At 72.9% G+C, this 19,459-nt stretch carries 14 protein-coding genes and 1 riboswitch; of the genes, 2 read left to right on the forward strand and 12 right to left on the reverse strand.

Annotation, left to right across the window (positions count from 1 at the left end; genetic code table 11):
- Positions 1-51 precede the first annotated feature (51 nt).
- On the reverse strand, positions 52-1,170 hold the full coding sequence (gene mmgD / locus Q5761_RS10165) for a citrate synthase (protein WP_318750521.1): 1,119 nt from the start codon (positions 1,168-1,170) through the stop codon (positions 52-54).
- A gap of 609 nt (positions 1,171-1,779) precedes the next feature.
- Between mmgD and Q5761_RS10170 the strand changes: the two genes are divergently transcribed.
- Entirely contained in the window at positions 1,780-2,400 is a 621-nt protein-coding gene (locus tag Q5761_RS10170) for a hypothetical protein (protein WP_318750522.1), read from the forward strand.
- Positions 2,401-2,454: 54 nt separating this feature from the next.
- Here Q5761_RS10170 and Q5761_RS10175 read toward each other — a convergent pair whose 3' ends face one another.
- The 6 genes from Q5761_RS10175 to Q5761_RS10200 all read right to left on the reverse strand — a co-directional run bounded on the left by Q5761_RS10175 (position 2,455) and on the right by Q5761_RS10200 (position 12,098).
- Positions 2,455-2,694, reverse strand: a complete 240-nt coding sequence (locus Q5761_RS10175) for a hypothetical protein (protein ID WP_318750523.1) — start codon at positions 2,692-2,694, stop codon at positions 2,455-2,457.
- 10 nt (positions 2,695-2,704) lie between these two features.
- Positions 2,705-3,880, reverse strand: a complete 1,176-nt coding sequence (locus tag Q5761_RS10180; protein WP_318750524.1) for a ribonucleotide-diphosphate reductase subunit beta — start codon at positions 3,878-3,880, stop codon at positions 2,705-2,707.
- A gap of 97 nt (positions 3,881-3,977) precedes the next feature.
- Complete coding sequence (locus tag Q5761_RS10185; RefSeq protein WP_318750525.1) at positions 3,978-6,770, reverse strand: ribonucleoside-diphosphate reductase subunit alpha; 2,793 nt, start codon at positions 6,768-6,770, stop codon at positions 3,978-3,980.
- 239 nt (positions 6,771-7,009) lie between these two features.
- Positions 7,010-7,145: riboswitch (cobalamin riboswitch) on the reverse strand.
- A gap of 369 nt (positions 7,146-7,514) precedes the next feature.
- Complete coding sequence (locus Q5761_RS10190) at positions 7,515-8,282, reverse strand: glycerophosphodiester phosphodiesterase (protein ID WP_135224276.1); 768 nt, start codon at positions 8,280-8,282, stop codon at positions 7,515-7,517.
- Between the two features lie 489 nt (positions 8,283-8,771).
- Entirely contained in the window at positions 8,772-9,593 is an 822-nt protein-coding gene (locus Q5761_RS10195; RefSeq protein ID WP_318750526.1) for an HAD family hydrolase, read from the reverse strand.
- Between the two features lie 267 nt (positions 9,594-9,860).
- On the reverse strand, positions 9,861-12,098 hold the full coding sequence (locus Q5761_RS10200; protein ID WP_318750527.1) for an acetoacetate--CoA ligase: 2,238 nt from the start codon (positions 12,096-12,098) through the stop codon (positions 9,861-9,863).
- Between the two features lie 297 nt (positions 12,099-12,395).
- Here Q5761_RS10200 and Q5761_RS10205 point away from each other — a divergent pair, with 297 nt between their 5' ends.
- Positions 12,396-13,025: a YkvA family protein gene (locus Q5761_RS10205; protein WP_243123583.1), complete on the forward strand. Its 630-nt coding sequence runs from the start codon at positions 12,396-12,398 to the stop codon at positions 13,023-13,025.
- 69 nt (positions 13,026-13,094) lie between these two features.
- Here Q5761_RS10205 and Q5761_RS10210 read toward each other — a convergent pair whose 3' ends face one another.
- The 5 genes from Q5761_RS10210 to Q5761_RS10230 all read right to left on the reverse strand — a co-directional run bounded on the left by Q5761_RS10210 (position 13,095) and on the right by Q5761_RS10230 (position 19,455).
- On the reverse strand, positions 13,095-14,105 hold the full coding sequence (locus Q5761_RS10210; RefSeq protein ID WP_318750528.1) for an acryloyl-CoA reductase: 1,011 nt from the start codon (positions 14,103-14,105) through the stop codon (positions 13,095-13,097).
- A 101-nt stretch (positions 14,106-14,206) separates the two neighbouring features.
- A complete protein-coding gene (locus tag Q5761_RS10215; RefSeq protein WP_318750529.1) occupies positions 14,207-15,163 on the reverse strand; it encodes an MBL fold metallo-hydrolase in 957 nt (318 codons plus the stop codon).
- 143 nt (positions 15,164-15,306) lie between these two features.
- The gene (treS, locus tag Q5761_RS10220) at positions 15,307-17,262 is read right to left on the reverse strand and encodes a maltose alpha-D-glucosyltransferase (protein WP_318750530.1); all 1,956 of its coding nucleotides are present in this window, start codon (positions 17,260-17,262) and stop codon (positions 15,307-15,309) included.
- A gap of 340 nt (positions 17,263-17,602) precedes the next feature.
- Positions 17,603-18,535 carry a carbohydrate ABC transporter permease gene (locus tag Q5761_RS10225; protein WP_318750531.1) on the reverse strand — a complete coding sequence of 311 codons (933 nt, stop codon included), beginning with the start codon at positions 18,533-18,535 and terminating at the stop codon, positions 17,603-17,605.
- The gene (locus tag Q5761_RS10230; RefSeq protein ID WP_318750532.1) at positions 18,532-19,455 is read right to left on the reverse strand and encodes a sugar ABC transporter permease; all 924 of its coding nucleotides are present in this window, start codon (positions 19,453-19,455) and stop codon (positions 18,532-18,534) included. The genes Q5761_RS10225 and Q5761_RS10230 overlap by 4 nt, the downstream gene beginning before the upstream one ends.
- Between the last annotated feature and the right edge of the window lie 4 nt (positions 19,456-19,459).

Here is a 19,459-nt window from a genome sequence, read left to right on the forward strand (position 1 = left end):
CGCCGCCACAGGCGCCGCCCTGGCGGCCCGCCGCGGAATGGCCACGACCGCTCAGGCCTTGAGCCCCCGCGGCCCCAGGTAGCGCACCCGCGGCCGGTAGAGGCGGTTCTGGGCGTGCTGCTCCACCACGTGGGCCACGAGGCCCGCCGTCCGCGCGGCGAAGAAGATGGGCGTGTACAGCTCGATGGGGATGCCGAGCACGTAGTAGATCGGCGCGGCGTAGTAGTCCAGGTTCGGGTAGAGGCCCTTCTCCTCCCGCATGATGTCCTCGCCCCGCTGGCACATGGCGAGCCAGCGGCGGCCCTCCTCGTCGCCGCGTTCGTCCACCAGCCGGGCCAGGGTCTGCTTGAGGATCCAGGCCCGCGGGTCGAACTTGCGCATGTAGACCCGGTGCCCGAAGCCCATGATGCGCTCCTTGCGGGCCAGCTTCTCGCGGATCAGGCGGTCCAGGCCCTCCACGTCGCCGGCCTCCAGCATCATGTGGGCCACGGCCTCGTTGGCGCCGCCGTGCAGGGGCCCCTTCAAGGACGCCACCGCCCCCGTCAGGGCGCCGTACACGTCGGAGAGGGTCGACGCGATGACCCGCGCGGTGAAGGTGGAGTTGGGCATCTCGTGCTCGCTGTAGGCGATCAGCGCCTGGTCGAAGGCCCGCGCCCCGGCGGGGTCCGGGCGCCGGCCGGTGATCATGTACACGAAGTTCTCGGCGAAGCCCAGCTGGGGGTCGGGAAGAACCGGCTCCCCGCCCTGGGCGATCCGGGTCAGGTTGGCGACGATGGTCGAGACCTGGCCCACCAGCCGTACGCCCTTGGCCCGCTCGGCCTCGGGGTCCGGCGAGTCCGCCTCGGGGTCGAACCCGGCCAGGGCGGAGACGGCGGTGCGCAGGCGGTCCATGGCGTGCATCGACGCCGGCAGCTTGGCCAGGATCTCCCACACGGCCTGGGGAACCTCGGCGGCCAGGAGCTGCCGCTCCAGCTCCTTGCGCTCTTCGTCGCCGGGCAGCCGCTCGTGGATCAGCAGGCCCAGTACGTCCACGTAGGTCTTCTGGGTGATGAGGTCGAGCAGGTTGTAGCCGCGGACCACGATCTCCTCGTTCTCCACGTCCAGGTAGGAGATCCGCGTCTCGGCGGCGATCACGCCCTCCAGGCCGGGGCGATACTCCTGGTTCTCCATGACGCCACCCCTTTGGGCCGGTTGGGTATCGATTGGCGACCAGGGCCCCGGGGCCCGTCGCCCCCCTTGGATTCGTACCCGACGGGAGGTCGGACCTCCTGCCGGACGGCTCAAGGCGCCTGCGCGGTGGCCGCTGCCGGGAACCCGGCGGTTCGCGCCGGCGTCCAAGGGTCGAGGGTCCACCGGGCCGGCCGCTCTGACGGCCGGCGGGGGCGGGCGACGGGCAACCGACGGAGGTCGCCGGGCACCCACCGGCCGGTCGGCGGGGACACACCGACTGATCGCCGGGCTCGTACCGGCTGGAGGATCCCACCGCTGGCCAAGCGATCAAGGGGGGCGGTAGCGTTGCAACGGCTCGCCACCAGAGGGTTGGGTCCGCCGCTAGGGCGGATCGGGACGGCCCACCCGCGGCGCACCCGGTGCCGGTCGGCGGGCGGGCCTGTAAGGAGCCACCGACGCGGCTCCCCGCGCTCGCGGACGAGGTGGGCCCTGGGCTGGTTCGTCCTGATGGTGGTGCTCTCCGGGTTCGCCAGCGGGCTCGCCCGCGCGTCCGCGGGACGTGGGGCCCCAGCAGGGCCCCGGGACCCCGCGGACCACCCGGACCGGCCCGTGTCCCACATGGTCGCCCCCGACGACGTCCAGGCCGCGGAGGCCTATCTGCGCGAGCGGTTCGCCGACCGGTTCGGCGGCCTCTACCTGGAAGACGCGAGTGACGGCCAGGCCGTGGTCGTGGTGGTGCTGACGCGCCCCCTGGGTGCCGCCGGCGAACAGGCCCTGCGCCAGCGCCTGGACGGGAAGCCGGTGCGGTTCGTCGAGGGCGAATACACCCTGGTCGAACTGGAGCGGATCCAGCGGGCGCTGACCCAGGCCATGCCCCGGCTGCAGGAGCAGGGAATCCAGGTGGTCTGGACCGGGGTCGATGTGCGGACGAACCGGGTGCACCTGGGGGTTGCCAGCGACCTTGAACGGGCCCGGGAGGCCGTCCAGGACCTCCCCGGAGCGAAGGCCGTCGTGGTGGTCGAAGCCCAGCCGGTGCAGCTCCTGGGTGCCGAGGGCGGCCCGACGGGGGCCGGGACGCCGTCGCCGGCGACCGCCGCGGGCGACACCAGCCCCGGCCGGGACTCCGGTGCGGAGGAGGACGGAGCCGCAACCCGGCCAACCGGCTGGTGGGGGGCGCTGCGGGCGGCCCTCAACCGGTGGTGGGCGGCGCTCGTCGCGTTCTTGCAGTGATTGCGGCAGGAGTTCGGCCGGGATCGGTGCCGGGATCGAGGCCGCGCACATGGCTCAATACCGTGGCGCCCGGTGCCCGGCGGGCATGCCCGGCGTCATTCCGTCATGGACCAGCCGCAGCGGCCAGTCCACCGGCCACAGGTCGACAGCCGCACTGCAGTGCAGTAGATCCCACAGAAAGGGCACGTGTTCCAGCCCGACGGTCACCAGCACCCGCCGCCCACGGCGGCGGGTGCTGGCATGGGCTTCGGCCTCGAGCACGGAACGGCAGGCGTCGAGGATGTTGGCGGCCATGCCCTCGCCTTTACCCGTTCCGGTCCGCCGCCACCTCGTAGTGGATGTTCCGCGCCTCGAAGAAGTTGACGATCTCCGGCACGTCCACCTCGGTGGCCATCCACTGGGCCGGATTGGGCGTACCGAAGTGGGGGCCCAGGCCGAGTTCGTCCAGGCGCCGGTCGGTCACGTACTCCACGTAGGCGTTGAGGTACTCGGCGCTGACGCCCAGGATCGGCCGCGGCAGCAGGGCGCGGTTGTAGTCCCGCTCCAGGTCCACCGCCCGCAGGATGAGCCCCTTCACCTCCCGGGCAAAGGCCGGCGTCATCAGCTCGGGGTGCTCCTCCAGGAGCGCGGTGATCAGGTGGATCCCGAAGGACAGGTGCAGGCTCTCGTCCTTGAGCACCCAGTCCACCAGGGTCGCCAGGCCCTTGAGCAGGTTGCGGCGCCGGAAGGTGTAGGCGAACAGGAACCCCCCGTAGAAGAACACGCCCTCCAGGACGATGTAGTAGCCGATCAGGTTGCGGAGGAACGCCTGCCGCCCCTCCAGGGTCGAGACGTCGGGCCGGACCAGCAGCTGGCGGGTCAGCTCCTGCTGGAACGCCTCCTTGGCGCGGATGGCCGGGACGTCGCGGTGGGCGGCGAAGACCCGCTCCCGGTCGACGGGCAGGGTCTTGAGCACGTACTCGAAGGCCATGGTGTGGTTGGCCTCTTCCCAGATCTGCCGCGCCAGGTAGAGACGGATCTCCGGCGGGGTGAGCAACGGGTAGATCGACATTACCAGGTTGTGGGTGACCAGCGACTCCATCGGGTTGAAGAAGCCCAGCAGCAGCTCGACGGCCCGCCGCTCGTCGTCCGTCAGGCGCAGCTCCCAGTCGCGCACGTCGTCGGCCAGGGGGATCTCCTCGGGGAACCAGGTGTTGCGCTTGCCCTGCTGGGCGTGGGCGTAGGCCCAGGGATACCGCAGCGGGAAGAGCTGGATGGGTTCCAGCGGGTCGCCGCCCAGCAGGCGGTCGCCGGGGACGCGGTGGCCCGCCTCCCCCGCTGGGGCGTCACCAGGTCGCCCGCCGCCCGGCTGGCGCTGACCGTGGGGTGCACCGTCCGGCGGGCGGTCCTCCGGCATGGGACGGCCCCCAGGCCCCTCCTCGGCCTGATGGTGGTGAGCCGGTTGGTCGGCCGATGGGCGGATGATGGGCTCCACAGCCATCTCCTCCTTGCCTGTCCCGTGGGTGCCTTGCCAAGGGTGGTGCGATCGCGGTGCACCGGCGCCATCGCGCCCGCGTGGGGCTTGCTGGGTCACCGGCTCATTGGCACGACTCGCAGATCAGATCCGGATCTTCGGGACGAACGCGGCACGCCGCCTGCGGCAGGCCGTTCGCCCCGCGCCCGCCAAGGCGCCCGTCGGGGCGTCCGTCGAGGTCCGGGGGATCCCCTACCCCCTCACGCTCGGCAGCCGGCGCATCCACGGCGACCGGCGCTGGGACGCCGGTGGCTGCCGCGGCGCCAGCCGGGCCGGCTTCGGACCCGCCCGGGCGTGCCTCCCCGCCGCCCGGGTGGGATCCGGGTCGGGCCGGGCTGGTCTCCACCGCGCCCGGGTGGGTCCCGGCTCCGGTCACGCTCACGCTGGCGTGCACGCCACCCGGGCTGGCCCCCGCTCCGGCCGGTTCGTCCAGGTTCCAGCGCAGCTTGCGGCGCGCCTTGTTCACCCGCACCGTCGAGGGCTCCGCGTACATCCGCGGCGCCATGAAGAGGTAGTAGGTGGACTTCAGCCCCCGCCGCCAAGCTTCGAGATACACCCGCTCCATGGCCCCCAGGTCCCGGTCGGCCAGGAACAGGTTGCGGCTGATGCCCATGTCGACCCACTTCTGGGCGCGGGCCGCCACCTCCAGGTAAACCTCGGGCGGCACCTGGTACGCGGTGGGGTAGCGGCGGCGCACATCGGCGGGGATCTCGGCGATGGGCTGGAGGTCGCCGCGTTCCTCCACGATGCGGTCGCGGGCGGCCTCCCAGAGGCCCCGCCGCTCCAGCTCCTCCACCAGGACGCGGTTGATCTCGAGGAACTTGCCCGAGAGGGTCTGCCGGGAGAAGACGTTGGCGTAGGGCGGATCCAGGCTCGGCGTGGTCCCGGCGATCAGGCTGATGGTGGCGGTCGGGGCGACGGCCAGCACCGTGCCGTTGCGCATGCCCCGGCGCACCCGGTCCCGGACCGCATCCCAGTCCAGGCGGGCCGTGCGGTCGACCGCCACGGGCTGTCCGCGCTCGGCCTCGAGGTCCGCCAGGGTGTCCAGGGGCACCCGGCCGCGGGCCCAGCCGCTCTCGGTGAAGGCGGGGAAGGGGCTGCGTTCTTCCGCCAGGCGGCACGAGGCCAGGATGGCGTGGTAGCTGATGAACTCCAGCACCCGGTCGGCCAGCTCGGCCGCCTGGGGGTCGGCGTAGCCCCAGCCCAGGCGGTTGACCGCCTCGGCGAAGCCCATCACCCCCAGCCCCACCGGCCGTTGGCGCAGGTTGGAGCGGCGCGCCTTCTCGATCGGATAGAGGTTGAGGTCGATGACGTTGTCCAGCCCCCGCATGGCCACCGCCACCGTCTCGGCCAGGGCGTCCCAGTCGATGCCCTGCGGCCCCAGGTGGCGGGCCAGGTTGACGCTGGCCAGGTTGCACACCGCCACCTCGTCGGCGGTGGTGGGGAGGAAGACCTCGGTGCAGAGGTTGCTGGAGTGGATCACCCCCGGCAGCAGCGAGCGCAGGTTGCCGGCGTCCTTGAACACCAGCCAGGGGTGGCTGGTCTCCTGCAGGGTGGCCAGGATCTCCCGGAAGAGCTGGCGCGCGTCCAGCCGCTTCCACGCCCGGCCGGGCAGCGCCCCGGCCTCGGCCTGGCGGATGCGCTCGGCGTAGGCCGCGGCGAAGGCTTGCCCCACCTTCTCGGGCAGCTCCGGCACGTAGGCCGGGTCGAACAGGTACCACGGCTCCCCGGTCTCCACGCGGCGCAGGAACTCGTCGGGGATCCAGAGGGCGGTGTTGACGCTGTGCGCCCGCAGGTACGGGTCGCCGCTGTTGCGCTTGAGGTCGAGGAAAGCCTCGATCTCCAGGTGCCAGGGCTCGAGGTACACCGCCAGCGTCCCCCGCCGGCGGCCGCCCTGGTTCACCGCCTTGATCAGGGCGTCGTAGAAGTGGATGAACGGGATGACGCCCGACGACTCGCCGTTGATCCCCCGCACCGGCGATCCCGCCGCCCGCAGCCGCGTCACCGAGGCCCCGATGCCGCCGGCGTACTTGGCCAGCCGGCCGAAGTCACTGGCCGCCTCCAGGATGTGCTCCATGGAGTCGTGGACGTCGGCCAGGTAGCAGGACGAGAGCTGGTGGTGGGGCGTGCCGGCGTTGAACAGGGTCGGCGTGCTGGGCAGATAGCGGAAGGCCGACATGGCGTGGTAGAACCGGCGGGCCCAGGCCTCCCGCTGGCCGGGTTCCTCCGCCAGGGCCAGCCCCATGGCCACCCGCATGAAGAGGAACTGGGGCGTCTCCAGCCACCGGCGGCTCTCCGGCTCCCGCACCAGGTACCGGTCCATCAGGGTGACGAGGCCGATGAAGGGCAAGGTCTCGTCCCGCTCCGGGTCCAGGGCGGCCGCCAGCGCGTCGAGGTCGAAGGCCAGCAGCCGCTGGTCCAGGGCACCGCAGGCCACGCCCTTGCGGATGTAGGCCGGGAAGGCGGCCCGGTAGGCCGCCGGGGACGGGTCCGGTTCCCCCAGGACGAACCGGTAGAGCTGGCGCAGCCGCGCCCGCACCGCCACCCGTTCCATCCGCGGCTCCCGGTGCAGGTGCTGGGTGGCGGCCTGGACCAGGAGCTCCTCCAGTTCGGTGGCGGTCCCGGCGGGTTCGGTAGCCGTTCCGACGGGCGCGGTAGCGGTTCCGGCGGGCGCGGCGACGACGCCGGGCGATGCCAAACCGCCGGCGAGGGGGCCGACCGAGGCGGCTGGGGACGCGGCGAGGATCCCGGCCCCAGGAGAGCCGGCTGCCACCCACTTCAGGTCGCGGCGCAGGATCTGCTCGAGGCGGGCCGCATCGGGCAGGCCGGCGGTCAGCCGGCGGAGGACGTCGTCCATGGGCTTCCTCCCCTCCCCTGGCGGTTCCGCCCCAGCGCCATCGGCGCGGCACGGAGGAGGGGAGGAGCCGGCGGGCGCCCCCGGCCCGCCCCGCCAGGCGATGGAGACCGGCGTGGATGCCGTCGGCTGGCGGGAGGGAAACGAAACCCGGCCCACGGGGGGCCGGGTTGCATGGCAAGGGAATGCCCGCGCTCGGCCCGCCCTCACCCCTCCGCGGGGGCGGAACGGAGGCGCGGTGTGGGTACTCGGGCTTCCGGCGCCGCCGTCCCCGGGCGCGGGTCGATGGCCTCGCACACCGGGCATCGATCCCGTGCACCGGTTCCGGCGCGCCGGTCACCGTTGCGGGACAGCGCCGGACTCTCACCGGTCTTCCCCCAGCGGGCCACCGGCGCCGCGGCCGGACCATGGCCCCGCCGCCGCGGTCGCCCTCGCGGACCGCCTGGGAGGACGGTCCCCGCCAGGATCCGCTCATCGGGAGCGCGATCCCCCGTCGGGGGCGATGCGCTCCGGTGGCCGCGCCCTGCCCTGTCGGACAGGCACCGCGCCGTGGCTGGGTCCTGCGCCCTCGGGGGCGCAGCGCGGACCGCAGCCACATGCCAGATATGGAATTTTGTTCGACGCAATCCTACAACATGTTGTGTTCATTGGCCAAACCCGAAGGGCGGCCGCCATCGGCAGCTACGACCGGCGGCCGGCACAGGGCGGGCCGGGAGACGGACAAGCTCACCCGGACGACCCCGGCGCCTAGCGGCGCGCCATGGCGAACTCCCCAAGGGCCTGCGGGTCGTCGGATTGGAGGATGTCCACCCCCCAGCCCGCCAGCTCCCGCAGAACCGCGCGGCTCTCGCCGAAGCTGTGGACCGCGATCTGCGCCCGGTGGAGCAGGTAGACCTCCTCCGGCGCCAGGTGCTCGGCATCCACGCAGAAGACGTCCGCACCGGCCGACCGCGCCACCGCGACCGGGTCGATCAGCCGGGCCTGGCAGATGGCGCCCGTCATGATGTCGGGGGCCACCTCCTTGCACCACCGCAGCACGTAGTGGTCGAAGGACAGCAGCATCACCTGGTCGTGCATGTCCCGCTGCCGCACCAGCTCGACCACCCGCTCGCAGAGGGCGGCGGCGTCGCGGCCGTACGGCTTGAGCTCGATCTGCAGGTACACCCGCCCCCGGGCCCAGTGGAGCACCTCCGCCAGGGTGGGGACGCGCTCCCCGCGGAACCGGCCGCCGAACCAGGCACCGGCGTCCAGCTGGCGCACCTCGTCCCACCGGGCCTCGGCCACCCTCCCCTTGCCGTTGGTGGTCCGGCGCAGGTCGGCGTCGTGGAAGACCACCACCTCGCCGTCGGCCGTCAGCTGCACGTCGAGCTCCACCATGTCGACCCCGGCCGCCACCGCCTCCCGGAAGGCGGACAGGGTGTTCTCCGGGGCCCGCGCGCGGCCGCCGCGATGGGCACAGGTCAGCGGCCGCTGCCGCTCGAGGGCCCACGCCAAGGACGGTAGACCGCGATCCATGGGAACCTGGACCAACCTCCGCGGCAAACTCCGCGGGCCGGCGCCATCCCGCCGGCCCGTGCGATGGACTGCCCCTTCCCCAGACGCCGCACAACGCCTGGGTCATGGTATTCCGCCGCTCCCTGGCGCATCGCCAGCGTCAGCACCCAGGGCGCCAGGCCCGCCCCTCGGCACGTCGACACCAAAGGCCCGCGGCCCCACCGCAGGCCTCGTTGGCACCGTTGCCGGCGTCGTCGGCACCGCTGGCCCATGGCCCGACCATCCGCGGTCGCTCCCACCGCGTGACCGGACCCGCCCGACGTCGTCGCGTCCATCGGACCCCTAACGCCGCCCCCTGCTGCGGACACGCGGCCCGCGTCCGCTCTCTCGCCAGACAGTGTAGCGGCCGCCGTGCCAGCCGGGAAGCCCTCGCGCATGGGCCTTAAAAGAGGGCACGAGCGCGGTTCGGCGGGCAGGGCCGCCTCCCGGTTCGCCTGGCCGATCCGGTCCTCAAGAGGGTACGAGGCGCCGGCCCGCCTTCGGCGCGAGGGCCGTGAACAGGGGCTCGAGGGACCGGATGACCGCCCAGTCCCGGGCGGGGTACCGCGGGTAGAGGCCGTACCGGTCCAGCAGCACGGCCTGGACCCCCAGCTCACGGACGGGCAGGACATCGTTGAGCAAGTTGTCACCCACCACCAGCATCGCGTCGCGCGGAACGCCGGTGGCCTGCTCCAGCCATGGGATGATGCGTCGCCATCCTTGGGGCTTGCCGGCCTCGGTGACGCGGTGGCTGAAGGCTCCTTCGAGGCCGATGGCGCCCAGGATCGTTTCGGCGTGGCGCGCGGTCGCATTGGTCACCAGCACCCGGAGAGGCTCTGTCGCGCTGAAGAAGGGTTCCTCCCCGTAGGACTCGGGGGGCGGCACCGCGACCCACGAGCGCACCGCGGCCATCGCCTCGAGGCATCGGTCGGGACACAGCCCAAACCGCAGCGCCGTGGCCGTCGCCAACATCCACGCATCCCCGAGGGCCAGGTATCGGCCCGGCGCCCCGACATAGCCACCGGCGTCGGCGACCCGCCGCCACCGCGATGCCGACGTTCCCTCCCAACCGACCGCTACGCCGGGTTCCAGCCGCGGGTGGCCGAGCAGGACGTCCTCGATCCGGTCGTAGATCCTTCCCAGGCGCAGGCGCCGGTTCACGTCGGAGAACGGGAACGCCTCCCGCAGGAAGGCATCGCGAAGGGACTCGGGCAGGTGGGCCGCCAGCGCCCGCGTATACGCGACAGAGTACAGCAAGTCGTCGTACAGGGTGCCGTCGAGATCGAAGATCACCAGCCGTGCCCCACGGGGGTCCGCTCGGACTGGGGATGCCAGGTGCGTTCACCTCCTTCGGCTGCGCCCCCGTCGTGGTCCCACCCTCCTCTGCCCGCTCCCCGTCCCCACCTTACCGCGGCCGGCCGCCGCAGCCGTTAAGGGCCCATCAAGGCTTGGGGAAACTTCGGCAACACGGCGACGACCGTTCCTTATCGACAAAACGAAAGCTGCCGGCACCAGGCGGCCGACGGGCCCCCGGCACCGGCAGCCTTCGTCACGACGCCTTCAGCTTGCCGCCGACAGCTGCTGGGCGAACTGCTCGAAGAACCCCAGCGCCCCCGGATTGCTCATCGAATCCGGGTTCACCGCCTTCTCCCGCGGTACGCCCATGAGGATCTTCTTGATCGGCACCTCGAGCTTCTTGCCGTTCAGCGTCCGCGGCACCTCGGGGATCGCCACGATGTCGTCGGGCACGTGGCGGGGCGAGAGGCTCTCCCGGATCCGCCGCTTGATGCGGTCGCGCAGCTCGTCGTCGAGTTCGACCCCTTCCCGCAGCACCACGAACAGCGGCATGTACGCCCCCCGGCCCGGCAGCTCGAGGTCGACCACCAGACTGTCCAGCACCTCGGGGATGTCCTCCACCACCCGGTAGATCTCGCTGGTGCCCATGCGGACGCCGTGGCGGTTGATGGTGGAATCCGACCGGCCGTAGATCACCACGCTGCCCCGGGACGTGATCTTGATCCAGTCGCCGTGGCGCCAGACGCCGGGGAACATCGCGAAATAGCTCTCCCGATACCGCTTGCCGTCGGGATCGTTCCAGAAGAACAGCGGCATGGACGGCATGGGCTGGGTGATCACCAGCTCGCCCACCTGGTCCACCACCGGCCGGCCCTCCTCGTCGAAGGCCTGTACGTCGGCCCCCAGGCAGCGGCACTGGATCTCGCCCGCGTGGACCGGCAGCAGCGGGCAGCCGCCCACAAAGGCCGTGCAGAGGTCTGTGCCGCCGCTCACCGAGGCCACCCACAGATCCCGCTTGACGTGGTCATAGAGCCACTGGAATCCCTCGGGCGAGAGGGGCGAGCCGGTGGACCCCACGCTCTTCAGGGCATCCAGGTCGCACTGCCGTCCCGGATCGATGCCGGCCTTCATGCAGTTGGTGATGTACGCGGCGCTGGTGCCGAACAGCGTCATCTGCGTCGCCTCGGCGAACCGCCAGAGGGCGTTCATGTCGGGGTAGCCGGGGCTCCCGTCGTAGAGCAGCACCGTCGCCCCCACCAGCAGGCCGCTGATCAGGAAGTTCCACATCATCCAGCCCGTGGTGGTGAACCAGAAGAACCGGTCCCCCGGCCCGAGGTCGCTGTGGAGCGCCAGCATCTTGAGGTGCTCGAGGAGGATGCCGCCGTGCCCCTGGACGATGGGCTTGGGAAGGCCCGTGGTGCCCGAGCTGTAGAGGACCCACAGCGGGTGGTCGAAGGGCACCTGCTCGAAGGTGAGGGGCCCCCCCTGGCGCAGCAGGTCCGACCAGGGCAGGGTTCGTCCCGGGAAGAACCCCGCCCCTGCGACGCCACCCATCCCGGCGCCGCCCGCGGCACGGTCGTTCCCACCCATACCCGTGCCGCCGCTCTCGCGAACCTCTGCCGACGTCCCACCGCTGCCCCCCGAGGCCGCCAGGGCAGCGTGCACCGCCGAGCCGGTACGGCCCACGGTGGTGCCACCGCCGCGCCCGGTCCGGTCGGGATCCAGGTAGGGGATCAGGATGGTGGCCTCCAGGGTGGGAAGCTGCCGCTGGAGCTCCGCCACCACCGCCCGGCGATCGTAGTCGCGGCCGTTGTAGCGATAGCCGTCGACGGCGAAGAGGACCCTGGGCTCGATCTGCCGGAAGCGGTCGACCACGCTGGGCGCGCCGAAGTCGGGGGAGCAGCTGGACCAGATGGCGCCCAGGCTGGCCGTGGCCAGGAAGGCCACCAGGGCTTCGGGGATGTTGGGGACGTAGGCCACCACCCGGTCTCCGCGACCGACCCCCAGCGCCCGTAGCCCGGCGGCCACGGCCGCCACCTGGGCCGCCAGGTCGGACCAGGACAAGGTCGTGCGGGACCGCAGCTCCGACTGGAAGATCACGGCCGGACTGGCAGGATCGACCCGCGGACCGCCCGCTGCGCCCGCCGTGGGGCCGGGGGACCGGGCGGCATCCGCACCGCCGTCCGCCGCACCGCCGGCCACGGCCCGCAGGGCGTGCTCCGCGTAGTTCAGGCGGGCGCCCGGGAACCACCGGGCCCCCGGCATCTGCCGGCTGGCCAGGACCCTCTCGTAGGGCGCCGACGCCTGGACGTCGAAGTACTCCCAGAGGCTGCTCCAGAAGCCCTCGAGATCCCGGACCGACCACTGCCAGAGGGCGTCGTAGGTCTCGAAGCGCAAGCCCCGGCGCCGCGCCAGCCAATCCATGTAGTGGCGCATCCGCGACCGTCGCTGGAACTCGGCCGAGGGCGTCCAGAGCAGGGTCCCTTCCTGCACCTCCGCCATGACCCATCCCCCCTGTGGTAGGTCGTTGGGTGGAGCGGCCGGGACGGTCCCCGACCGCCCACGGCATGGGGTGGAACCCGCCGGCCGGCGCCGCATCTCCCTGGTGGTCGCGACGGGATCCGCCGCCCGAGGTGACGTGGTGGGAAACAGGTTCTCAGAGGCGGAAAGGGATCCCTGCCGGTGGGCCTCCGAACCGACGTCCGGCCGGCAAGGAGGCGTGTCCCGACCCCGTCGCATACCATGTAGAGGGTGAAGAGCGGGACAATCCCGAGGGCCTCCGAGGAGGGTTCGCCGACCATGGCCCCGTCGATGTTCGCAAAGGACCCCGCAGCCCGGCGGGCCGGCGGCAGCCCGGCTGCGGCCGGCGGCCGGCGGCAAACCGGTTCCACCGGCCGGGGCATGTCGGCGGAGCAGCTGGCCCGGCTGGGCGAGGTGGCATCCCGGCTGCCCCGGTACGTGAAGCTGGCCCGACTCATCCTAGGCCTCGGGCCCCAAGCCCAGGTGCCGGGCAGCGGCCGGGCACGCCGGTTCGTCCTGGCCGGCCTGGCCTATCTGTTCGCTCCCCTTGACCCGCTGCCCGGGTTCATCCCCGTCCTGGGCCAGTTGGACGACCTCCTGGTGGCCCTCTTCGCCCTGCGGCAGGCCCTGCGGTCCCTGCCCGCCCCCGTCCAGGCCCGGGTGTTACGCCAGGCCGGTCTCGATGGGGTCACCGTCGAGCACGACTGGCGCCTTGTCCGGGATGGGACCCGGGACGTGCTCGCGGCCACGGGACGCGGCGCATGGCACCTGGGCCGGAGGGGGACGGGGGCGCTGGTGCGGTTGGGCCTGCGGTTGGGCTCGCTGGCCGGCCGTGGCCTCGGCGGTCTGCTGCGCCGGGCCGGCACCCGCCTGCCAGCCGGGCAGAGGCCGGGCCGTCGCCGCTCCTGAAGGCCCGCAGCGGCACCCGCCATCCCGACCGTCCGCGGTGCCGGTGCCCGCGCCCCCGCCCAGCAACGACTAAGCGATGCGGACGAGGATCCGTCCCCGTGCCCGCCCCGCCAGCACGTCGTCGAAGGCCTGGGGCAACTCGGTCAAGCCAACCTCCCGGTAGACCATCGCCTCCAGCGCCTCCGGCCGCAGGTCCCCCGCCAGGCGCTGCCAGATCCGCATCCGCAGCGGCATGGGGCAGTAGACGGAGTCGATGCCGAGCAGGCTCACCCCGCGCAGGATGAAGGGGAACACGGTGGTGTGCAGGTGGCTTCCGCCCGTCAGGCCCACCGCCGCCACGGCCCCGCCGTAGCGGGTGGTGCGGAGCACGTGGGCGAGGGTGTCACCGCCCACGGCGTCGATGGCCGCCGCCCACTGCTGCTTCTCCAGCGGCTTGCCGCCAGTCACCGCCACCTCGTCCCGCGGGATGACCCGGCTCGCTCCGAGCCGGCGCAGGTAGTCGACCGCCTCGGCCTTGCCGGTGCTGGCGACCACCTCGTAGCCGCGCCGGGCCAGGAGGGCCACCGCGATGGAGCCCACTCCGCCCGAGGCACCGGTGACCAGCACGGGGCCCTGCCCCGGCGCCAGGCCGTGGTCTTCCAGGCGGTGGAGGGCCAGGGCCGCGGTGAACCCCGCGGTGCCCAGGATCATGGCCTCCCGCAGGTCGAGCCCCCGGGGCAGGGGCACGACCCAGCCGGCGGGCACCCGCGCGTACTGGGCGTAGCCGCCGTAGTGGCTGACCCCCAGCTCGTAACCCGTCACCAGGACCGGGTCGCCTGGGCGGAACCGCGGATCCGCCGACTCCACGACCTTCCCCGCCAGGTCGATGCCGGGCACCATCGGGTACGACCGCACCACCCGGCCGTCGGGCCGGCTGGCCAGGCCGTCCTTGTAGTTCACGCCGGAGTAGGCCACGCGGATCGTGACCTCGCCAGGGGGGAGGTCCGCCGCCGTCAGCGTGCGCACCCCTTGCCGCAGGGTGCCGTCGTCAAGCCGTTCCACGAGATACGCGGAAAAGGCGTCCGCCACCGTGGCCGTCATCCCCCTTCCCTCCCCCGACCCGCTGGGCGCTCCCGTCCCGGCCCGTCGGCTGCCCGTCGCGCCGGCTGCAGCCCGCCGCGTTCACGTCCATCGGCGCGGCCTCACACCTTGCCCTGTGCCCGCCGGCGGTGGTAGTCGGCGATGCCGTGGGCGCAGATGTCCAGGTCCAGCGCCACCGCCGGTTCCACCTCCGCCCACTGCAGGCCGTGGGCCTCGGCATCCCGGCGGATGTGCTCCGCCAGGCGACGGCGGGCCTCCTGCGGCGTCGCGGGACGGCCGTCCACCAGGCCGCAGGCGACGAAGCGCGGCACCTGCTCCTCCATCCGCTGGATCAGGGCCTCCGGCGTCAGACTCGTCGCCCCGAAGTGGGAGAGGAGCACGGTCGCCGGGCGCAGCGCCGGCAGGGAGCGGGCCGAGCGGAGCATGGCGTCAGGGTTGAACTGATTGGGCGCTGTCGAGGGCAGCAGGTAGTCGCGGCCGATGCGCCGGGAGAGGGCGGGGTACCGCACGCCGAGCTCGTCGCCGCTGAAGAGGACGCCCGTGGCCTCATCGAGGATCATGAACTGGTGACGCGCATGGCCGGGCGCGTCGATGAAGCGCAACCGGTGACCGCCCCCCAGGTCCAGCGTGCCATCGGGCTCCGGTGCCAGGATGCGCTCGGCCGGCACCGGCTCGGGAAGGCCGAACAACTGCTCCAACCGGTCGCCGAAGACCGTGCGGGCCCCCTCCACCAGCCGCTGGGGATCCTGGAGGTGCCGGGCGCCGCGGGGGTGCACCACCACCCGGGCCCGCGGCAGGTACCGGGCCAGGGTGCCGGCACCGCCGGCGTGGTCCAGGTGGATGTGGGTCACGACGATGTACGCCACCTCGTCTCGCGGGATGCCCTGCTGCTCCAGGGCCTCGAGCCAGGCCTCGACGCCGGCCTTGCCGCCGGTCTCGATCACCGCCGGGTGGGGCGCGCGGATCAGATAGCCCGCCGTGCGCTCCGCCTGGCCCGCCTCCCGCAGGTCGACCAGCACCGTGTCGGCTGCGACCGACGCGTCCGCCTTCTGGGCCACGACCTCACCCCCTGCAACGGCCTCCCGGGGAGAGAATACGCGACCCATCGCCCGGTGCCTGCCTTGCGGTCCCGCGGCGCCGGAGTCCCTCAGCGCCTCCGCAGGCTCGTCGCATCCGTCGCGGCTTTTGCCCGCCTTGAGGCTCAGCGCGGTTCTGGAATCTCACCCTCTGGACGCTTCAGGACGAACCAGTAGAACCCGTGGGGCCCCAGGGTCAGGAAGTACGGCCGTCGCTCGATGGGGGGCAGGGTCGCGCCCCCGAAGGCGTCCTCGGGCAGGCAACCGGCATACGCTGCCAGGTCCAGCCGAACCCCCTGGACGAACCGCGAGAGGTTGGCGACCACCAGGATCGCCTGGTCTCCCAGACGGCGGACGAAGGCCAACACCCGGCGGTTGTCGCCGGCGATCAGCTCGAGGTCGCCGCGGCCAAAGGCGGGGAAGCGCTTGCGCACGGCGATGAGCCGCCGCAGCCAGTTGAGCAGCGAGTCGGGGCTGGCCAGCTGGGCCTCGACGTTCACGGCCTCGTAGTGGTAGGGCGGGTCGACCACCACCGGCGCGCACAGCCGCTGCGGGTTGGCGGTGGAGAAGCCCGCGTTGCGCCCCCCGCTCCACTGCATGGGGGTGCGCACGGCGTGGCGGTCGGGCAGGTAGATGTTGTCGCCCATGCCGATCTCGTCGCCGTAGTAGATGACGGGGGTGCCCGGCAGCGAGAACAGCAGGGCGTAGGCCAGCTCCAGGCGCCGGCGGTCGTTGCCCAGCAGGGGGGCCAGGCGGCGCCGGATGCCCAGGTTCACCCGCGCCTGCGGATCGGCGGCGTAGGCCTGCCACAGCTCTTCCCGCTCCTGCGGCGACACCATCTCCAGCGTCAGCTCGTCGTGGTTGCGGAGGAACAGCGCCCACTGGCACGCCGGGGCGATGGCCGGTTCGTCCCGCAGGACCTGGAGGATGGGCGCCGCCTCCTCGCGGGCCAGGGCGAGGAACAAGCGCGGCATCAGGGGGAAGTGGAAGGCCATGTGGCACTCGTCGCCCTGGAGGTAGCGGGCGAGCTCCGCCGCCGGCTCGTTGGCCTCCGCCAGCAGCACCCGCTCGCCGTACCGCGCCTCGATGTACGCCCGCAGCTCCCGGACGAAGGCGTGGGTCTCGGGCAGCCCGGCGCAGGCCGTCCCCTCGCGCTCGAACAGGTAGGGCAGGGCGTCGAGGCGGAAGCCGTCGAGCCCCAGCCGCAGCCAGAAGTCCACCACCTTCAGCATCGCCCGGCGCACCATGGGGTTGTCGTAGTTGAGATCGGGCTGGTGGGCGTAGAAGCGGTGCCAGTAGTAGGCCCGCGCCACCGGGTCCCAGGTCCAGTTGTCCGCCTCGTAGTCGGGGAAGATCACACGCACCCCGCGGTAGCGGTCCGGGCTGTCGCTCCAGACGTAGAAGTCGCGCCAGCGGCTGCCGGGCCGCGCGCGCCGGGCCCGTTGGAACCAGGGGTGCTGGGTGGACGTGTGGTTGAGCACCAGGTCGGTGATGACCCGCATGCCGCGGCGATGGGCCTCGGCCAGGAAGCGCTTGAAGTCGCCCAGGGTGCCGTAGGCGGGATGGACCGCGGTGTAGTCGGCGACGTCGTAGCCGTCGTCGGCCAGCGGCGAGGGGTAGAAGGGCAGGAGCCAGAGGGCGGTGACGCCCAGCTCCTGCAGGTAGTCGAGCTTCGCCGTCAGGCCACGGAAGTCCCCCGTGCCGTCGCCGTTGCCGTCGAAGAAGGTGCGCACGTGCACCTCGTAGATGACCGCGTCCTTGTACCACAGGGTGGGTGGAACCGGCTGCCCCGCCGCCGCGTCGGCCGACGGCCGCCCGCGACCGGCGACCTCCTGCCGCGGCCGGATCGAGAGGACGGCGGACGGGTCCCCACCCCCTCCTCGCTCCGGCGGCTCCAAGGTCGCCGTGCCCGGGGCGGCGGGCTGCCCGCGACCTCCTTCTTGTGCGAGCCGGTCCGCCTCCTGCGCGAGGGGCGCGATGCCGTCAGCCCCTCCATCCCCGCTGGACCGCGGTGCCGCCTCCGACAAGGTGGCCAGGCCTTCGCCCTGGCGGCGGGCGTCCTCTCGCCTCGGCGCCTGCACGCAACCGGTCCCCCTCGACGGGTCGGTCCCGTCCATGCTGTCCGGGCCAACATGCTATGCAGGCACCTCGCGACCGGTCAAGGACCGCGACCGTGCCACGGTCGCCGACCTGCCCCTCTCCGGCGCCGGCACCGGCGCGCTCCCTGCCGTTCTCCGGCGCACGCGCCGCCGGGCACCGTCCCTCGCCGGCGCACCAGGCCGTGCCGGGGGCCGATCGCCCCCCGGCCGCGCACCCGGCCATGCCGTGGGCCGACCGTCCCCCGGCCGCGCACCCGGCGGTGCCGTGGGCCGTCCGTCCCTCGCCCGCGCACCAGGCCGTGGGCCGCCGGGGGTGGACGCCTCACTTCAGCGTCCAGCCCACCAGCCCCTTGACGTAGTAGCGCTGCAGCAGCGCGAAGACCAGCACCGGCACCGCCATGACCAGCACCGAGGCGGCGGAGAGCAGCCCCCAGTCCACGTGGAACTGCCCCCGCAACAGGGGGATGCGCTGGGTGGCCACCAGCAGGTCGGGCCGGTAGATCAGGATCAGCGCCAGGAAGAAGTCGTTCCACACCCAGGTGGACTGGAGCGCGGCCGCCGAGGCCAGGGCGGGCAGGCTCATGGGCAGGATCACCCGGACGAACACCTGCCATCGGCTGGCCCCGTCCAGCAGCGCCGCCTCCTCGACCTCCCGCGGCAGGGTGGCGAAGTAGTTCCGGAAGAACATGATCATCCACGGCAGCGCCCAGGCGGTGTGGGCGAGCACCAGGCCCGTACGGGAGTTGATCAGCCCCGCGTCCCGCATCATGCGGAAGAGGGGCACCGCCACCATCTGCTGGGGGACCGCCAGCAGCAGGACCACCGCCAGCAGCAGGGGACGCCGGGCCCGGGATCGGGAGCGGAGCAGCCCGTACGCCGCCAGCGAGCCCAGGAGGAGCGGCAGCAGGGTGCCGGGGATCGCCACCAGCAGGGAGTTCCACAGGCCCTGACCGATGGCCGCCGTGGGGTGGTCCAGGGCGCGGGTGAAGTTGTCGACGCTCAGGGTCAGCGGCTGGAGGTGCCACCAGCCGTGCAGCAACTCCTCCTGCGGCCGCAGGGCGCTCATGGCCACCCCGGCGAAGGGGATCACCCAGATCAGGCCGAGCGCCCAGGCGACCCCATGGCGGAGCAGGCTGCCGACCGCTCGCCGGCGGAGGGGCCGAACCCCGCGTCGGGGCCGGGAGGCCGCCGCGGGGCGCCCGCCGTCCGGCGTCCGCGGTGCCGGCATGCGCCGCTCCGCCGCTTCCTGGCTCACGCGCGCTCCCCTCCTTCCGCGGTGCGCAGGAACCAGACGCCGATGGCCAGCGTGCTGAGGGTCAACAACGTGGCCACCGCCGCCGCCCGGTGGGGATCCAGGGAACGGAACCCGTAGAAGTACATCTGCAGCGCCAGGACCATGGTCGCCCCGCCGGGCCCGCCCTGGGTGGCCGTGTACACCAGGTCGAAGATCTTCAGCTCCCAGAGCACCGTCATCGCCACGATGACGGCCGTCACCGGCCGGAGGGCGGGCCAGGTGATGTGGCGGAAGCGCGCCCACCAGCCCGCGCCGTCGACGGCCGCGGCCTCGTAGTAGTCGCGAGGGATCGTGCCGAGGCCCGCCGCGTAGAGGACCATGGCGAAGCCGGCCCAGAGCCACACGGAGCCGAGCACCAGGGCGGGCAGCGCCAGTTGGGGATAGGCCGTCCACGTCCGGGCCAGGGCGTCGATGCCCAGGGCGGCGAACAGGGCGGGGACCACGCCGGCGTTCTCGTCGAACAGGAACCGCACCAGCACGCCGCCGACGATCAGCGGCGTCACCATGCCCAGGAAGACGAAGGCCCGCAGCAGCGCGGCTCCCCGCACCTCCCGCAGCACCAGGGCCAGGACGAGCCCGACCCCTACCGTCAGGGGGAGGTGGACGACGATCCACACCAGGTTGTGCAGCAGCGAGCCCCACGGCGGTGGTTGGCCGGGGAAGCGGCCGGGGGCATAGGTCTCCGGGTCCTGCAGCACGGCGGCGAAGTGCTGCAGGCCCGCCCATCCGCCGCCGGGGGCGAGGAACGCCAGGACCAGCGTCTCGACCGCCGGCACGACGATCAGCAGCAGCACCAGGGCGAGGGCCGGCGCGGCCAGCCACAAGGAGTCCCAGCCGCGCCGGCGCCGACGAGGGAGCGCTCCGTTCTCGGCCTTCGCCACGGAC

It is taken from the genome of Thermaerobacter composti, assembly GCF_033582035.1.
Lineage (GTDB): Bacteria > Bacillota > Sulfobacillia > Thermaerobacterales > Thermaerobacteraceae > Thermaerobacter > Thermaerobacter composti.